This is a genomic window from Mesotoga infera, assembly GCF_900157305.1.
Classification (GTDB): domain Bacteria; phylum Thermotogota; class Thermotogae; order Petrotogales; family Kosmotogaceae; genus Mesotoga; species Mesotoga infera.
Window position 1 is genome coordinate 689,739 of record NZ_LS974202.1, and the last position, 16,517, is coordinate 706,255.

Genomic DNA, 16,517 nt, shown 5'->3' on the forward strand with positions numbered 1-16,517 from the left:
TTTATTAGGAGGAAAAATGCATATACTATATATACACCAATATTTTGCAACTCTTTCAAACTCTAGTGGAACGAGGTCGTATGAATTTGCAAGAAGGCTTGTACAATCTGGTCATGAAGTGACTATGCTTACTTCAAATTCTAATCTTCAACTCCTTTTCAGAGAAGGTGAAGATGAAATAAGAGAAACAAGTGTTGATGGAATAAGAGTCCTGGTTATCAATGAATCAGTTAACAATAGAACATCTTTTGGAAAGAGATTGACTTCCTTCTCTTCTTTTGCAAGAAAAGCAACACGGTTGGGAATGAAAGTGAGCTGCGACTGTGTGTTCGCAACTAGCACCCCGCTTACAGTAGCTTATCCAGCATTAAGGATATCCAAGACAAAGAAGATCCCCATGATTTTTGAAGTAAGAGATATTTGGCCAGATGTACCTATTGAATTAGGGATTATTAAGAATCCGATATTGAAATGGCTCTCAAGAAGGCTGGAAATGAAAGCTTACAAATTCGCGAAAAGGATAATTGCTCTTTCTTTTGATATGAAGAACAACATAGTTGGTAAAGGAATACCTGCAGACAAGATTGTGGTAATTCCAAATGCTTCGGATAATGAGATTTTTGATAGTGTAAGCAGCGTAGAATTAGAGAAGTTTCAAGAGGAATATCCTATTTTCAGAGAAAGAAAAGTTGTACTTTATGCTGGTACAATCGGCATGGTAAATGGCCTGAAATATATGGTCGAACTAGCCGCAGAAGCAATAAAACATAGTCAAAAAGTTGCATTTGTTATCATTGGTGATGGCCGAGAGAGAGAAGAAGTAATAGGATACGCGAAGTCTTTGAAAGTGTTTGACAGAAATCTGTTTGTATTCCCTCCTATGCCCAAAAATAGAGTTATTTGTGCTATGAAAGCAGCAACAATTCACACTTCTTTTGTTATCAATAAGGAAGTCTTATGGGCTAACTCAGCAAATAAATTCTTTGATGCACTCGCTGCTTCAAAACCCATTGTGATAAACTATGGAGGTTGGCAATCCGAAGTTCTTATGGAGAATGATGCAGGTATTCTCCTACCTCCCGATTCTCCGGTCGAAGGAGCAAGAAGAATTCTTGAACTAATAAATAATTGGACAAAGTATCATAATATGTGTGAAAACGCAAAAAGGATAGCGGTAACCCTATATGACAGGAACACTCTATTTAAGCGACTTGATAACGTAATTACGGAGAGCAGTAATAGCTAGAAGAAATCTAGAAGCTACTGGATCACTACTCAGTAATGGCTTGCTAATAGCTCTCTGAGATTAGTTTGGAAAAAGGAGGTTGCCTTTTGTTCAAAAACAAAACCCTTTTAGTCACCGGTGGTACCGGCTCTTTTGGAAACGCAGTTGTCAGGCGTTTCCTTCAGACAGAGATAAGCGAGATCCGCATATTCAGTCGTGACGAAAAGAAGCAGGACGATATGCGGAAACTCTACAACAACGACAAGCTCAAGTTCTATATAGGAGATGTGCGCGATTACAACAGCATCGAATCTGCTCTCAGAGGAGTGGATTTCGTTTTCAGCGCCGCGGCGCTGAAACAAGTTCCCTCCTGCGAGTTCTTTCCGCTCGAGGCTGTTAAAACAAACATCCTCGGAACCGAAAACACCCTAAACGCCGCGATAGCCAACGGCGTGAAGAAAGTAATCGTTCTCAGCACGGATAAGGCAGTCTATCCAATAAACGCCATGGGCATGACCAAAGCCCTCATGGAGAAGGTTATGGTCGCCAAATCCAGAACGATCTCGGAGAACAAGACAGTGCTCTGCGGCACGAGATACGGCAACGTCATGGCCTCCAGGGGTTCGGTTATCCCTCTATTTATCGAACAGATCAAAGCCGGAAAACCTCTTACGATCACCAACCCGAACATGACACGCTTCATGATGAGCCTTGACGATGCGGTTGATCTGGTTCTCTACGCTTTCAAGAATGGCAACCAGGGAGATATCTTCGTCCAGAAAGCCCCGGCTGCAACGATAAAGACTCTCGCCGAAGCCCTAATAGATATCTTCGAAGCAGACAACAAGATCCAGATAATCGGCACACGCCACGGGGAGAAGATATACGAAAGCCTCCTGACTTCCGAAGAGAAAGTCGTGGCAGAAGACCTCGGAGGCTATTACAGAGTCCCGGCAGACACGAGAGATCTGAATTACTCGAAGTACTTCGAAAAGGGTCAACTCATGGTTGATAACATTGAACCCTACACATCTCATAACACAGAACGATTAAGCCTAGAAGAACTGAAGAAGCTCCTGCTATCATTGGAAGAGGTCCAGATCGAATTGGAAAAATGGCGTTCTACTAGAGATAAAATAAGGTAAGGTAAAAGGAGACTAAGATGAGGTTTCTCGTACTTGGAGCAGCCGGAATGGCCGGGCATACAATATCGACCTACCTATTTGAAAGGGGACACGATGTTATTGGATTCGATCGTGTAAAGGGGCAGCATTGCGAATTTGTCATTGGAGATGCAAGAAACATCGAATTTATTCGTGGCATACTGAATCAAGGTCGATTCGATTCAGTCATTAACTGCATCGGCATTTTGAATCAATTTGCGGATCAGAATAGAGAGCTCGCAGTATTTTTGAACTCATATCTTCCCCACTTCCTTGCGGAAGTAACTAAGAACATGAGTACACAGATCATACACATGAGCACGGACTGCGTTTTCTCTGGAAAGAAAGGTGGTTATACAGAATCGGATCTAAGAGACGGAGAGACTTTCTACGATCGAACCAAAGCTCTAGGGGAACTAGAAGACGAGAAGAACATCACTCTTAGAAACTCGATTGTCGGACCGGATATGAACGAAAATGGAATAGGTCTTTTCAACTGGTTCATGAAACAGAAGGGGACAATAATGGGCTATACGAAAGCGATGTGGACAGGACTTACAACTCTTGAACTTGCCAAAGCGATGGAACAGGCAGCCAAGAAAAGAGCGAGCGGTTTGTACAATATGGTTTACAGCGAACCAATAAGTAAATATGACTTGCTCAAGCTATTCAACAAATATATGAGAAACAACGAACTAAATATCGAGCCTTTCGATGGATTCGTTGCAGATAAATCACTGAAGAGAACGAGATTTAACTTTGAATATACTATTCCCGACTATGAGACAATGATATCAGAGATGGCAGAATGGATAAGAAATCACAAAGACTATTACCCTCACTACAACCTATAGAGCTCTGGAGAGTACGATGACCAAAACAAAGGTAATGACAATTGTTGGAACCAGGCCTGAGATTATCAGGTTGGCCGAGATCATAAAAAAGTTCGATAAATACTTCGATCACATTCTCGTTCATACAGGTCAGAACTGGGATTATACGTTGAACGAGATCTTCTTTCAGGAGCTCGAGATAAGAAAGCCGGATTATTTTCTCAACGTCCCGGGAAAGCATCTTGGCGAGACGATGGGGAATATTATCAGCGCCGCTTATGAAGTCCTTCTGAAAGAGAAGCCAGAAGCGCTTCTCATTCTTGGAGATACCAATAGCGCTCTTAGCGCTATTCCCGCGAAGAGACTGAAGATCCCTATATTCCACATGGAAGCGGGAAATAGATGCTTCGATCAGAATGTTCCCGAAGAGATAAATAGAAAGATAGTCGATCATATAAGCGATATAAATCTTCCATACACAGAGCACAGCAGGAGATATCTCCTCTCCGAAGGCTTCAGAAAGGAGCATATCTTCGTCACCGGCTCTCCAATGCCTGAAGTGTTATATCACTACATGGATAAAATAGACAACAGCGATGCTCTTGAAAGACTGAACCTTGAAGAGGGAAAGTATATCCTTGTAAGCGCCCACAGAGAAGAGAACCTGGATATAGAGAAGAACTTCAACGAAGTAGCGAACACGCTGAACACAGTAGCCGAAGAGTTCAAACTACCGTTGATCTACTCGACCCATCCCAGGAGCTGGAAGAAGATAGAAGAGAAGGGAGTCAAATTCAATCCACTCATAACCAATCTAAAACCCTTCGGCTTCTTCGACTACAACAAGCTCCAGAAGAAAGCCTATTGCGTTCTCTCAGACAGTGGAACTCTCAGCGAAGAATCATCTATTCTTGGATTCCCCGCAGTCCTCTTCAGAACGAGCACAGAGAGACCGGAAGTGCTTGACAAAGGCTCGATAGTTATTGGTGGAATAAAAGCCAGAGGAGTAGTAAACGCAATAAGAATCGCAAAAGAAAGCTTCGACAACGAAGAAAGAGCTCCTTTGTCGCCGGATTATCTGGATAGGAATGTGTCACTAAAAGTTTTGAAGATAATTCAAAGCTTCTTTGAGATCATCTGTCAATTAACTTATAAACAGTACTAGAAGAAAAAGAGAAGGGATAGGTGAATACAACTGAGCAGAGTAGAAGTTTTGCTTTCATGTATGAATCAAAAGGATATGTCAATTATTCAAAGAACCAATATAAACACTGATGCCCTATTAATAAACCAAACAGACAGCAATAGCGAACTGGAAGTTACTAATAACGGGAATGTGGTGAGACTAATAAACACTACAGAAAAAGGCTTATCAAGAAGTAGGAATAAGGCAATAATGAGTGCCCATGGTGAAATATGCTTGCTTTGCGATGACGATGAGATTTTGGTTGATAATTATGAGGCAATCATAACGAATGCGTTTGATTCGATTCGCGAAGCTGACATTATTGCTTTTAAGATAGCTAGAAAAGGAAAGAAATATTGGAACAGGATCAAATCAGTCAATAGATTCAGTTCGCTAAGAATTAGCTCCGTTCAGATAGCTTTCAAGCGGGACTCAATAGTCAGAAAGGGAGTGAAGTTCAACGAACAGTTTGGAGCTGGGAGCAATTATCCATTCGGTGAAGAGAACCTTTTCTTGATTGAATGCTTGAAAAATGGCTTGAAGATATTTTTCTTTCCCAGTGAAATTGGCACTGTTAAGCAAGAATCATCAAGCTGGTTCAAAGGCTATGATGAATGCTATTTTTATCATAGAGGTATTGTCACTGCTGTATGTCTTGGAAGAATAACTGCTGTGTGCTACGGCGTATATTTCATGTTAAGCAAAAGAAGAAAATTTGAGAATTCGATTGGTCTCACGAAAGGTTTACTTTGTTTAATGAGGGGGGTTTTTGATAGCAGAAGAATCAGTAAGGGAATGCTTAAATGACACTTTGGATGTGATGAAACCCATGGAGAAAAGAGACAATTATCGTACACTGATTATCAGTCATAACAGTCTTTCTTCAGGTAGTTCAAATGGTAGAACGCTAGAGGGTTTTTTTTGGTGCTGGAGGAAAGATTCTTTAGCTCAGATTTTCTTCGCATCAGAAATTCCTGACACTGATGTATGCTCAAAATTCTTTAGAGTCACTGATATGGAAGTATTAAAGGCCACTATATTTTCTGAAGATGCCGGTAAAGAGATCGAATGTTCAAGCGGATCTCAGACAAGAAAGTCCAGTAGCAGTCGAATTGAAAAAGTTTTGCACACCTTTGGTAAGAAAAAAACTTCAATCGGATATATAGCAAGAAATCTAATATGGAGACTTGGATCAAAAAGGCTTTCCCTGCTAAATAGATGGATTGATTTATTCGATCCCGAGGTCGTACTCTATCAGGCAGGAGATTATGTGTTCTCGCTGAAGATTGCACTTGATGTTTCGAGAAGAAAAGGTATACCGCTAATAATATACAACAGTGAAGATTATTTCCTGAAAAAGAGGTTTTCTTTGAACCCCTGCTACTGGATGAATAGGAAGGCTTTTGTGAGAGTTTTTCGTGAAGCGATCGAAAACGCTTCATATGTAATATATAGTTGTGAACTCTTAAAGGAGGATTTCGATGATTTCTTTGAAACTCCTTCTGAAGTTATCTATACCTCCAGTCGAATAGAGCCGACGTTTAGAAAAAAAGACAACACGCATTTCAGGATTTCTTTCATAGGTAATTTGGGAAACAGAAGGCATGTGCCTCTGATAGACTTTTGTGAAGAACTGGTTAAGATCGATCCTAGGCTTTATGTTGATGTGTATAGCAAAACAAGCATAGATCTGAACCGCTTTGATTCTAAGGGATTGAAATTTCATGGATCGATAGGATACCAGCAAGTTCAAGAAGTGATAGCGCAAAGCGATTTTCTGCTTCATGTGGAAGACTTCTCAAAAACGACCAAGCGAGACCTGAGACACGCTTTTTCTACAAAAATTGCTGATTATCTTTCCAGCGGAAAATGCGTCATAGCTTATGGGCCCGTGCAAATTGCTTCAATTGAGTATCTTCTGAGAAACAGGGCCGCTTTAGTAATAACCGAGAAGAACGAAATCGAACCATCGCTCAAATCATTGTTAAGAGATGTTACCTTACAAAGATTCCTGTCATTTAATGCACTTAATTTGGCAAAGAAGAATCATAATCCACTAGCAAATTGTGACAGATTCAAGAGTATTGTAGACACTGTAATAAAGTCTGACTCCAGAAAAGTACTTTCAACAAGAAGCAAAAACCTCTGGCGCGAATGAGGAGAGTTAATGGCAGTATACTATGTTTTAATCGCCTCTTTAACATTCTTTACGATTTTTGATTTGGTATCCAGCAGATTATCAAAAAAGTACTTGGTAATACTCGTACTGATTGCTTTTGTACTAATCCAAGCGTTTAGAAGTGTAGAAGTTGGTATAGATACGAGATCGTACATCAAGATATTCACTATAGCCAAGTTTGGTAACTTGTCTACGCTAAGTGCAATTACTAACTTCGAGAGCGGTTTCCTGCTGTTTATCAAGATAATTTCTCTGTTCACAGAAAACACGCAAGTATTTCTGGGAGTTCTTTCAGTCTGTATATTAGCTACTATTATCTATATCATCTATAAATACTCCAAAATGCCTATGTTGTCACTATTTCTCTTTTTCGCAATGGGTTTCTATGGTTTCACATTTTCTGGAATTCGTCAGTCTTTAGCAATTGCTTTGTGTTTTGCTTCATACGGCTTCATAAGAAGCAGGCGCCCAGTGTTATTTGTACTTCTAATGATCCTTGCTGCTTCAATCCACTATTCCGCACTTGTTTTCTTGATCGCGTATCCTCTTAGTCGGCTGGGCATCAAGAAGCGTCATTTCCTGCTAGTAATCACAGTTTTTCTTATTATATTTCTTGGAAGAGGATTCGTTTTCTCGGTAATCCAAATGACGATTACACGTAGATATACATCTGCAATTTACTATGAAGCATCTGATTCATACAGTTTGTTGCTTGTTATGCTTTTGCTTTTCATGTTTACTATGTTTATCGGGAGGAGCAGTACTGAGAATCTGGAAAGTAATACTTTAAGAAATTTTCTGCTTATAGCAGTCTTCATACAGTTGTTTGCATCTCTATCTCCAGTAGCAATGAGAGCAGGATATTACTTCTGGTGGTTCAGTGTTCTTCTCATTCCGGAAGTAATAGTCAATCAACCTACAAGAAGAGAAAGGCACATCCTTTTAGTGGTAATTCTGATTTTCGGATTTATGTATTTTCAATTCCTTTATTCTTCTGGAATGCTTAACACCTCGCCTTATAAAGCTTTCTGGTAGGCAGAATTGGAGGGTAACGCCTATGCGTGTTCTGCAACTGAATGTTGTATATAGAAGAGGAAGTACTGGAATGATAGTCCATTGGATTCATGACGGACTAAAGAGATACGGCCATGACTCTATTGTATGTTACGGAAGGAAGAGAGTCTCAAAGGAAGAAAACGTATTCAAGATATCTTCTGAATTTGAGGCGAAATTTCACGCACTGTTGACTAGACTAACTGGAAGAATGTATTTGTACTCGTTTTTCTCAACCAGAAAAGCCATTAGCCTAATTAAGTTTCTTAAGCCTGACATTGTTCATGTGCATTGCCTAAATGGATGGTTTATTAACATTCATAAGCTCTTTGATTTCTTGAAAGAAGGCAATATCAGAACCGTTCTGACACTTCATGCAGAATTCATGTTTACAGGAAACTGTGGACATTCTTATGATTGCGACAAGTGGAGGACAGGCTGTGGAAAATGCCCAAATCTCAAAGAAGCCACTACCTCATTAATTCTAGACAGGACAGCTGAGGAATGGCAGAGAATGAAGCAGTCACTATCAGGCTTTGAAAAGCTTGCCATTATTGCGGTGTCAGAATGGCTAGCGAAAAGAGCAAGGTTGTCGCCAATTTTTGAGGAATTGCCAGTCACTGTTATTTGGAATGGGGTAGATACCGATGTATTTCGTCCCGTGGCGACAGAAAGATTAAAGAAACTGCACAAAATTGATGATCAGAAAGTTATCCTGCATGTTACGCCAGCATTTTCAAATCCTTCAAAAGGAGGCCAATATGTATTAGAATTAGCCAGGAGGCTTGATAGTAAACTGTACAAGTTCATAATAGTCGGATACAATCTAAGAAAAGGTAATTTACCAGCCAACGTCATACCAGTAATGCACACTTCGAACCTGTTGGAGCTCAGTGAATACTATTCGCTTGCTGATCTAACTCTATTAACGAGCAAGCGTGAAACGTTTTCTTTAGTCACTGCTGAATCTTTGTGTTGCGGTACGCCCGTTGTAGGTTTCAGGGCTGGTGGCCCCGAAGAGATCGCTATGAAAGACTATAGTGAATTTGTAAATTACGATGATATAGATAGTTTAGAAGTCGTGATAAAAACTTGGTCGAGAAGATCTAGTTATAGAAGCGATATTTCGCATAGTGCGTCGGCTCTTTATTCTAAGAGAAGAATGGTAGACAAATATCTAGAAACCTACAGAAGACTACTCGAATCTTCTCTTTGAATCAGCAAGTATAGGAAACATGCTTGTATTTGAGTTTCGATATTTGCAAAAGCTTTCATCTGGGAGGAGCCCATGGCTAGGATTGGGATAATCACTTTCCATTACTCGAATAACTACGGTGGGGTTCTACAAGCGGTCGCATTGCAGAAGACCCTTGAACAACTAGGATTTGAAGCCGAAATAATAGACTTTGTACCTCTAAACTATGCTGCAACAGGAATTTTCAAGAGACTTGGGATAAGCAAAAGAACGCTACTGAACTCCATAAGAAGATTCGAGTTTGCTTCAATTCTCAGGAAAATGAAAATAGCGAGAACACATAGCAAAGAAATAACTGCAAAGGTGAACAGTTTTAGAGAGAGGGAAACTAGACTCAGCAAACGTGTTGATGAAAACTCTCTTAGTTCAATTCTAAGAGATTATGACGCAATTGTTGTCGGCAGTGACCAGGTTTGGAATCCCAGCCAAAGGAAGAAACCATACTACTTTCTGGATTTTGGAAAAGACTTTGAGGGTAGGAAGATTAGCTATGCTGCAGATTCTACGACAAGTGAAGTAAGTAATGAAGAACTGGAAACCATAAAGAGAGCTTTAGATGACTTCTATGCGATCTCGGTTAGAAACGAACATAGCAAGGAATTTGTGAGGAAAGTAACCGGTTCAGAGGCCGAAATCGTGGCTGATCCCACAGTTCTATTTGATTTTTCCTATCTCTTGAAAACTCATAAGAATCCTGAGAAGTATATTTTAACTTATGTTCTTGGAAAGGAAATATCTGGATCTCACATTAAGGTGATCGAAGAAATCAGAAGTGTATACGGGAAGCTACCAGTATACTCAATAAAGATTCCTACAATGAATTTCGAGTTTTCAGATTTCGCAGACAAGACATTCTATAATCTTGATCCCGTTCAGTGGCTGGAGATGCTTAAAAATGCGGCCTTTGTTTATACTGATTCTTTTCATGGAACATTATTCTCTCTCAAGTTTCATAAACCCTTTCTTGCGTATTACTCTGAGAAAATGAGATCAACCCGACTTCTCGATCTAGGACACAGACTTGGGATACAGGACTTTGTTGTTAACAGTGTTAGCGAAATGCACGAGAAGCGCAGCATTCATCTCAAACCAGATTTCAGTAGAATAGAACAGCTGTTTGAGACGCAGAAAATTACTTCGATAGACTTTCTAGAAAAAGCTTTGGAAGGACTAAAGTGAATAGTAATTACAGAACGCTAGGCAAAAATACCATGATTTTCGCTCTAGGAACATTCGGTTCGAAAGCAATTGTTTTCCTAATGCTCCCCGTCTTTACTCGTGTTCTGACACAGGCAGATTATGGAAAAATTGACATCATAACAACCTCAATCTCTCTTTTGCTTCCTCTTGTTACTCTCAATATCGTCGAGGCAGTATTTCGCTTCACTCTGGACAAGGGAACTATGGAACAAAAGCAGGCTATTTTTAGTTCGGCATTGACTATCGGAACAGCAGGATTTCTGTTTCTCCTTCTTTTCATTCCTGTCTTCATTCATTTCGGAGTTTCCGGTTCTCTTCTAGCTGCCTTCCTGATTTTGTTCTATCTTGATATAATCCACGGAGTGACAAAGGTTCTTGTCAGGGCAGAACAGAAACTTAAACTATTTGCCATGAGCGATATTATCCACACGGCAGTGTTCGCTTCAATGGGTATACTTCTTGTAGCTATTCTCAGGTTGGGAGTAATTGGGTATTTGCTTTCTCAAATAATCGCGGTGACTGTATCTACGGTAGTTCTTTTTTTGTTTGGATCGGTTGGCAAGTATGTGATAGTGTCCGCCGTAAGGGTTATGCAAATTAAGGAGATGGCAAGATACTCGCTCCCTCTTGTACCGAATGCTCTTGCATGGTGGATAATGAGTGCATCTGATAGATACATGCTGGCTTTCTTCTTAGGTTTCTCTTCTACGGGGATATACGCAGTTGCTCACAAGTTTCCTATGCTTCTGTCGATACTAAATACGGTGTTTTACCAGGCATGGCAAATCTCTTCTATAGATCAGTACAATAGCCCCGAGAGACAAACGTTCTATTCGAATACCTTCAGGATACTCTACACATTCATGTTCCTCGGGACTATCCTTTTCTCTATAGTCCTCAAACCCTTTGTTACTCTCATGACTGGAACGGGCTTTCAAGAATCCTGGAGATTCGTTCCTTTTCTAATTCTCGGTACTGTTTTTCATTCTTTCTCTCAGTTCTTTGGTGTAGGTTATCTTGCCGCAAAAAAGACAGGTGGAGCTTTCAGGACATCGGGTATCGGAGCTGCAGCGAATATCGGTGTCAATCTTCTCTTGATTCCGATAATTGGTATTCAAGCTGCCTCAATTTCAACTGCAATAGCGTTTTTTGTAATGTGGATTGCTCGGTTGATTGAGACAAGAAAATACTTCACAGTTACGATAAACTGGACGAGATTGTCTCTAGGTATTACTCTAGTAGTTGTGTCTCTTATGATGGCGTATTTCGGCATTACAGGTACTGTTATTCAGTCGATTTGTCTGCTTTCATTTTTGATACTGGAAAAGAGAACACTGAAAGCAATGCTGAAAAAACTACTGACAGTTCTTACAGGAAAACGCAGGAGGAAGGACTTGAGGTGATTTTATGAACACGTGTTCTTACAGGGATCTTAGAGAAAAGGTCATAAACGGTGGATATTGCATAGGTTGTGGCGCTTGCGTTAGTCAATCAAATTCGGTGGGAAGTAACGTATTGAACGCCAGAGGAATGTATGAGCCCGATTTCGCGTCATCAGAAAGCGAGATTAACAACGTCTGTCCTTTCTTCAGTGATCGCAGTGAGACAGAGATCGCGAAGACCATATTTGCAGCAACCAAGGGTATCAGAGAAAATGAATTTATCGGCTTCTATTTGTCCACTTACGCAGGTTATGTTGCTGAGGATTCCTTTAGAGAAGGAGGGAGTTCCGGCGGCTTTGGAACATGGGTACTTTCTAGGTTTCTGAGCGAGAATCTGGTTGACGGCGTAATCCATGTCAAACCTTCTTCTGGAAAGGGTGTTCTGTTTGAATACGGCATTTCGAATAGTATTGAAGACCTGAAGAAAGGAGCCAAGTCACGATATTACCCTGTTGAGTTCTCTGGAGTTCTCAGGGAAGTAAGAAAAAGTCAGAAGAAGTATGCTTTCGTTGGGGTTCCGTGCTTTGTGAAAGCAGCGCGTCTTCTTTGTGAGAATGATGATGAAATTGCAGACAGAATACTATTCTTTGTTGGTTTGGTTTGTGGCCATTTGAAATCGAAACGATTTGCGGATATGCTAGCATGGCAAAAAGGTATAAAGCCTGATGAACTTCGCGCTATAGATTTCAGACAGAAATTTTCATCGGGTCCTGCCAGCAATTACGGTATAGAGATTAGAGGAGAAAAGGACAGAAAAGCCGAAATTTTGGCTGAAAGAGCGAGCAGCTTCTATGGATATAATTGGGGCTATGGTTTCTTCAAGCCCAGAGCATGCGATTTCTGTGATGATGTAGTGAGCGAAACAGCGGACGTTTCAATAGGTGATGCTTGGCTTCCTGAATATGTAGACGACAGCAAGGGCACAAATGTTGTTGTAGTACGAAATCCGGTTATTCAAGAGCTAGTTGACTCCGGTATTAAGAGTGGAGCGCTCAGGCTCGATTCGATACCGCCAGAGAAGATAATTGAATCACAAGAGGGAGGCTTCAGGCATAGAAGGGATCTTTTGGCTTATAGACTCGTTTTAGCTGAGGAACAAGGCGAGTGGTATCCAAGAAAGCGAGTAGAACCGAAGAAGGATGGTATTGATGAAAGATATAAGAAGATAACTGTTCTCAGAATGCAATTGGCAGAGAAATCGCATTCTGCATTCGAAAAGGCATTGAAAGCGGATGATTTCGAAGTATTCAAAACCGAGATGAAACCGCTACTTCTGGAATATGACAGACTATACAGAAAATCATTTGCTTCAAGAGTACTCTCAAAAGCGAAGCGTGTTTTGAAGAAACGAAAAATTAGAAAAATTAGGGACAGACTCCATTTTTTGGTATAATCTGAGTTGAATTAGAGCGAGATCCCATATAAAACCATTACGGGATGACGGGGACGGAGCCGATGCGAAAAACGGTGGCGAAAAACGGTACAGACGTTAGGGGAATCGTCAGTCCCTATTTTCGCCTCCGAGGAGCCCGTCGGTTCCTATTTTCGCTGTTTTCGTCAGTTTTTCGTTTGTGAGGTGATCGGATGCCCAGGAGAGCAAGGGTTGTCTTTGAGGGTGTGGTTCATCATATCACCCAGAGAGGCAATTACAGGCAGAATGTCTTTGAAGATGATTCCGATAAAAGGAAGTATGTCGAGTTCATAAGGGAGTATTCAGAGAAGTACGGAATGAAGATCTACGCTTATTGCCTTATGAGCAATCATGTTCACTTCATAGCCGCTCCCGTTAAGGAAGATTCGCTCGCGATGACTTTCAAATACGCTAATATGAGGTATTCTAGCTACTTCAACAGGAAGAACAGGAGATCGGGTCATCTATGGCAGGGAAGGTTTTATTCATGCCCTTTGCATTTTGAACATGCCCTGGAGGCTTTGAGGTATGTTGAGAGGAATCCAGTGAGGGCTAGGATGGTAGAGCTTCCCTGGGAGTATGAATGGTCGAGCGCTAGGGAGCATGTGAGATTTAATGCGGAGATAGAAACTGCCACTAAAGGCGAGGGAAATGATTTATCTTCTCAGACTTCAGTTACTTCTTATAGGAGCATTCAGCTTTGCTCGCTGAAGGATCTGGATCTTAACTGGAATGTGGAAGGCTGGAGAGAGTATCTCGGTTTCCCCGATGAAGATGATTTTCTCATCAGAATCAGGGGAAATACGTTTTCTGGAAAGCCGTTGTTTGCCGAGGAACTTGTGGCCGGTCTTGAGAAGGAGCTCGGGGTTCCACTTAGCAGGAAGCCGAGGGGGAGACCGAGGAAGGAGTAGCTTTAGGAGCCGTCCATCGTCCGGCGTCCCGGAGCGTGAACCCGTCCTTGGAGAACCTGAGGCCAGAGGACAGAGGTGAGAGGTGTGAAGAACGGGACCTTGATCTTCTTACCTCTGACCTCATTCCTCTTACCTCTGTTTAGAGACGAACGAGAAGAACGAGATCCCGTATAGAAGCATTACGGGATGACACGCAAGGTCTTTCCGTTTCTATTCGCCTGGTCGGTCTCTCGCTCTGTGTGTCATTTTGCAGCCCTCACTTCGCCAATACTTTCATTGCGCTTTTCCAGAATCCCTTTTTGAGGAACATGACCACTACGTCTATCGAGATATCCAGGATGAAGTCGAAGAATTCCGGGTCGATCTTCCATTGTTCCTCGGGCAGCGCGTCTTTTATCATCTGTTTCACTTGCTCTTTCTTGGCCGGGCCGTCTCCCGGGTGTTCGACGTAGCTGGCGAAGAGAGCGATGAGATTCAGCAGTTCTTCGAGCCAATTCACGGGGTTACCTCCTTTCTGTATTCGAGTTTTATAGAGGTGAGAGGTTAGAGGTTAGAGGTGTGAAGATCAAGAGCTATAATAGAGCATCACAGTCATTCTCATAGGAGGTTAAGATGTTTGGCAATTTCAGGAATCTTGCGTTGTGGAAATCTTCGATGAATCTGACCACAGAAATCTATAAACTCACAAAACTCTTTCCCGATCATGAGCGTTTCGGTCTTGTTTCGCAAATGCAGAGAGCTGCCGTTTCTATTCCTTCAAATATCGCTGAAGGCTTTGGAAGAGAGTCCACGAAAGATTTGATAAGGTTTCTTTACACTTCTAGAGGTTCTCTTATGGAGCTTTCCACACAGCTTGAAATCAGTATCAATCTGGGTTATATCTCGAGCGATTCCAGCAAGCCGATTATTGATAATGCCAATGAAGTCAACAGGCTCCTGAATGGATTGATTTATTCTCTGAAATCTCAGCTAAAAAAATCTTCCAAATCTAAGTAAGGGGGGCGGGGAGGTGAACCCCGCCCTTTCTTACCTCATACCTCTTGCCTCACACCTCACAAGAGGTTGAAGAGTTCGTTTTTCTGGGTGTCCACCACGGCGGCGTAATCTACGGCGTGAGTGGCGGGTATGACTTTGAGGGTTATGAGGTTGTTCATAACGCTCTGTACGGTCTCCGTGGTGAGCCCCTCTTTCGGTTCTTTGAGGTTGAAGCCCTTCGATTTGCCTGTTTCAGCGCTCGCGTTGTACCATCTCATGTTCAAGACTCTCATCTTGCGTGCCTCCTTTCGTGAGAGGTTAGTGGCCGGAGGCGAGAGGCGAGAAGGTTCTCAGATCTTGATCTTCTTACCTCTTACCTCTTACCTCTTACCTCTTACCTCTCGTCCATTCTCAGTCGATGGGTGAGAGTATTTCCTGCGTGACCAGGTAGATGTTGCTTATGGTGTAGTCTGTGAGGCTGGCTATGTTGTAGGCGGCGTCGTACGCCTCCTGCGGCGTGATGGCCGAATCGACCTTCAGGGTCTGCCTCGACAGCACGGGTTTGTCTCCCTCCAGCACACCGGTGTCCCACACGATCACCAGGGATTTCTCGGTTCCTATCACGTTTGCCGTTGCTCCAAGTCCCATATCGGACCTCCTTTTTTTAGAGGTTAGAGGAGAAGGGTTAGAGGTTAGAAAGATCAGGATCTGAAGATCTTCTTACCTCATGCCTCTGGCCTCTTGCCTCTTCTCTCGGCGCGCGCCTGTCATAAGCCTATTACGGCCGGCCAGTATTTTCCAAGCGCACAAGCGGCGTTTGTGTCGGTTTCATTCCAGAATATATACGTATAATCTTGTATTGTTAAGATAAAGGTCATATAGAAAAGAATTTAGCTTTTAATCGCATTTAATCGTCCACAATCGTAAATGGCGCACCTTGACGCAAAATGCACGTGTAATCGGCTCTGTGAGCTATTGACAGACAGCAAGCATATGATATAATCTTTGTGTGACGATATTGATCGTGTTAACCACGAATATGAAGGAGGTGAGTCGAAGCATGCGCGAATATGGTTACGGGAAAGCCACGGGACCGTCCTGCGATTCTTTCTCCGCCGGTAATTTGTGTGTCTTCTTTCCACGTTCGTTCTTCAACGATTGCGGTTGAATCGGGAAAAGGAAGTGATCGATGGATCTATTTCTGGATGAGAGGTTGAGAAACCGTTTCACTCAGAAGCAGCTGGCAGACGCGATAGGAAAGACGCAGCAGTACATTTCTGCCATCGAGAAAGGGAAGATAGTCCCGCCGTTCAGGGAGGCGGACAGATTGGCCAGGTACATGGGAGTCCCGGTGGAGAGGATCTTCAACTGTTATGTGAGAGTTTCGAAGCTGCCGACTTTCAGGGATCTCATGTATCTGTACAGCGAAGGGTACGATATAGGAGCCTATGAGGTGGAGGAAGTGTGAAGAGCCGTCCTTCGTCCGGCGTCCCGGAGCGTGAACCCGTCCTTGGGAAGAGCCGAGAGCACGCGCGGAGTACATCAATCCGTCATTCTGAGCTTGACTCAGAATCACGTTCTTCCATCGTTCCCGTCATGCCGGACTCACTTGATGTCATTCTGAGCTTGACTCAGAATCTGCTCTTTCAACCGTAAGGAGCGAGATCCCGTATAGGAGCATTAC

17 protein-coding genes are annotated in these 16,517 nt (G+C 42.2%); 14 read left to right on the plus strand and 3 right to left on the minus strand.

The features are described 5' to 3' along the window. The first annotated feature begins 16 nt into the window (after nucleotides 1–16). From MESINF_RS03245 to MESINF_RS03300, 12 genes are all read left to right on the plus strand, one after another. On the plus strand, nucleotides 17–1,246 hold the full coding sequence (locus MESINF_RS03245) for a glycosyltransferase family 4 protein (protein WP_169698516.1): 1,230 nt from the start codon (nucleotides 17–19) through the stop codon (nucleotides 1,244–1,246). A gap of 86 nt (nucleotides 1,247–1,332) precedes the next feature. Further along, nucleotides 1,333–2,370: a polysaccharide biosynthesis protein gene (locus tag MESINF_RS03250; RefSeq protein WP_169698517.1), complete on the plus strand. Its 1,038-nt coding sequence runs from the start codon at nucleotides 1,333–1,335 to the stop codon at nucleotides 2,368–2,370. 17 nt (nucleotides 2,371–2,387) lie between these two features. Beyond that, complete coding sequence (locus MESINF_RS03255; protein WP_169698518.1) at nucleotides 2,388–3,242, plus strand: SDR family oxidoreductase; 855 nt, start codon at nucleotides 2,388–2,390, stop codon at nucleotides 3,240–3,242. 16 nt (nucleotides 3,243–3,258) lie between these two features. Continuing rightward, a complete protein-coding gene (gene wecB / locus MESINF_RS03260; protein WP_169698519.1) occupies nucleotides 3,259–4,386 on the plus strand; it encodes a non-hydrolyzing UDP-N-acetylglucosamine 2-epimerase in 1,128 nt (375 codons plus the stop codon). A gap of 60 nt (nucleotides 4,387–4,446) precedes the next feature. Beyond that, nucleotides 4,447–5,214 (plus strand): glycosyltransferase family A protein, encoded by a 768-nt coding sequence (locus tag MESINF_RS03265; protein ID WP_169698520.1) that lies wholly within the window; start codon nucleotides 4,447–4,449, stop codon nucleotides 5,212–5,214. After that, nucleotides 5,177–6,565 carry a glycosyltransferase family protein gene (locus MESINF_RS03270; protein ID WP_169698521.1) on the plus strand — a complete coding sequence of 463 codons (1,389 nt, stop codon included), beginning with the start codon at nucleotides 5,177–5,179 and terminating at the stop codon, nucleotides 6,563–6,565. The genes MESINF_RS03265 and MESINF_RS03270 overlap by 38 nt, the downstream gene beginning before the upstream one ends. Nucleotides 6,566–6,574: 9 nt before the next feature. Then, entirely contained in the window at nucleotides 6,575–7,621 is a 1,047-nt protein-coding gene (locus tag MESINF_RS03275; protein ID WP_169698522.1) for an EpsG family protein, read from the plus strand. A gap of 22 nt (nucleotides 7,622–7,643) precedes the next feature. Next, entirely contained in the window at nucleotides 7,644–8,855 is a 1,212-nt protein-coding gene (locus tag MESINF_RS03280; RefSeq protein WP_169698523.1) for a glycosyltransferase, read from the plus strand. A gap of 72 nt (nucleotides 8,856–8,927) precedes the next feature. Then, a complete protein-coding gene (locus MESINF_RS03285; protein ID WP_169698524.1) occupies nucleotides 8,928–10,073 on the plus strand; it encodes a polysaccharide pyruvyl transferase family protein in 1,146 nt (381 codons plus the stop codon). Beyond that, a complete protein-coding gene (locus MESINF_RS03290; RefSeq protein ID WP_169698525.1) occupies nucleotides 10,070–11,497 on the plus strand; it encodes a lipopolysaccharide biosynthesis protein in 1,428 nt (475 codons plus the stop codon). The genes MESINF_RS03285 and MESINF_RS03290 overlap by 4 nt, the downstream gene beginning before the upstream one ends. Nucleotides 11,498–11,609: 112 nt before the next feature. Then, nucleotides 11,610–12,929, plus strand: coding sequence for a Coenzyme F420 hydrogenase/dehydrogenase, beta subunit C-terminal domain (locus tag MESINF_RS03295; protein ID WP_169698526.1), 1,320 nt, complete (start codon nucleotides 11,610–11,612; stop codon nucleotides 12,927–12,929). Between the two features lie 191 nt (nucleotides 12,930–13,120). After that, complete coding sequence (locus MESINF_RS03300; protein ID WP_169698527.1) at nucleotides 13,121–13,858, plus strand: transposase; 738 nt, start codon at nucleotides 13,121–13,123, stop codon at nucleotides 13,856–13,858. 256 nt (nucleotides 13,859–14,114) lie between these two features. On the opposite strand, the gene MESINF_RS03305 is transcribed toward MESINF_RS03300, so the two are convergent. After that, a complete protein-coding gene (locus MESINF_RS03305; RefSeq protein WP_169698528.1) occupies nucleotides 14,115–14,357 on the minus strand; it encodes a hypothetical protein in 243 nt (80 codons plus the stop codon). A gap of 113 nt (nucleotides 14,358–14,470) precedes the next feature. Between MESINF_RS03305 and MESINF_RS03310 the strand changes: the two genes are divergently transcribed. Continuing rightward, nucleotides 14,471–14,854 (plus strand): four helix bundle protein, encoded by a 384-nt coding sequence (locus MESINF_RS03310; protein WP_169698529.1) that lies wholly within the window; start codon nucleotides 14,471–14,473, stop codon nucleotides 14,852–14,854. 56 nt (nucleotides 14,855–14,910) lie between these two features. Here the strand turns inward: MESINF_RS03310 and MESINF_RS03315 are convergent, their stop codons facing one another. Together MESINF_RS03315 and MESINF_RS03320 are read right to left on the minus strand one after the other, a co-directional pair. After that, a complete protein-coding gene (locus tag MESINF_RS03315; RefSeq protein ID WP_169698530.1) occupies nucleotides 14,911–15,126 on the minus strand; it encodes a DUF2922 domain-containing protein in 216 nt (71 codons plus the stop codon). Between the two features lie 118 nt (nucleotides 15,127–15,244). Continuing rightward, nucleotides 15,245–15,481 carry a DUF1659 domain-containing protein gene (locus MESINF_RS03320; protein WP_169698531.1) on the minus strand — a complete coding sequence of 79 codons (237 nt, stop codon included), beginning with the start codon at nucleotides 15,479–15,481 and terminating at the stop codon, nucleotides 15,245–15,247. Between the two features lie 541 nt (nucleotides 15,482–16,022). Here MESINF_RS03320 and MESINF_RS03325 point away from each other — a divergent pair. Further along, complete coding sequence (locus MESINF_RS03325; protein WP_169698532.1) at nucleotides 16,023–16,301, plus strand: helix-turn-helix transcriptional regulator; 279 nt, start codon at nucleotides 16,023–16,025, stop codon at nucleotides 16,299–16,301. Nucleotides 16,302–16,517 lie beyond the last annotated feature (216 nt).

What these genes read in the sequence shown, in the direction of transcription:
- MESINF_RS03245 (WP_169698516.1), top strand. Translation starts at nt 17, where the DNA reads ATGCATATACTATATATACACCAATATTTTGCAACTCTTTCAAACTCT.
- MESINF_RS03255 (WP_169698518.1), top strand. Translation starts at nt 2,388, where the DNA reads ATGAGGTTTCTCGTACTTGGAGCAGCCGGAATGGCCGGGCATACAATA.
- wecB (WP_169698519.1), top strand. Translation starts at nt 3,259, where the DNA reads ATGACCAAAACAAAGGTAATGACAATTGTTGGAACCAGGCCTGAGATT.
- MESINF_RS03265 (WP_169698520.1), top strand. Translation starts at nt 4,447, where the DNA reads ATGAATCAAAAGGATATGTCAATTATTCAAAGAACCAATATAAACACT.
- MESINF_RS03275 (WP_169698522.1), top strand. Translation starts at nt 6,575, where the DNA reads ATGGCAGTATACTATGTTTTAATCGCCTCTTTAACATTCTTTACGATT.
- MESINF_RS03280 (WP_169698523.1), top strand. Translation starts at nt 7,644, where the DNA reads ATGCGTGTTCTGCAACTGAATGTTGTATATAGAAGAGGAAGTACTGGA.
- MESINF_RS03285 (WP_169698524.1), top strand. Translation starts at nt 8,928, where the DNA reads ATGGCTAGGATTGGGATAATCACTTTCCATTACTCGAATAACTACGGT.
- MESINF_RS03300 (WP_169698527.1), top strand. Translation starts at nt 13,121, where the DNA reads ATGCCCAGGAGAGCAAGGGTTGTCTTTGAGGGTGTGGTTCATCATATC.
- MESINF_RS03310 (WP_169698529.1), top strand. Translation starts at nt 14,471, where the DNA reads ATGTTTGGCAATTTCAGGAATCTTGCGTTGTGGAAATCTTCGATGAAT.
- MESINF_RS03315 (WP_169698530.1), bottom strand. Translation starts at nt 15,126, where the DNA reads ATGAGAGTCTTGAACATGAGATGGTACAACGCGAGCGCTGAAACAGGC.
- MESINF_RS03320 (WP_169698531.1), bottom strand. Translation starts at nt 15,481, where the DNA reads ATGGGACTTGGAGCAACGGCAAACGTGATAGGAACCGAGAAATCCCTG.
- MESINF_RS03325 (WP_169698532.1), top strand. Translation starts at nt 16,023, where the DNA reads ATGGATCTATTTCTGGATGAGAGGTTGAGAAACCGTTTCACTCAGAAG.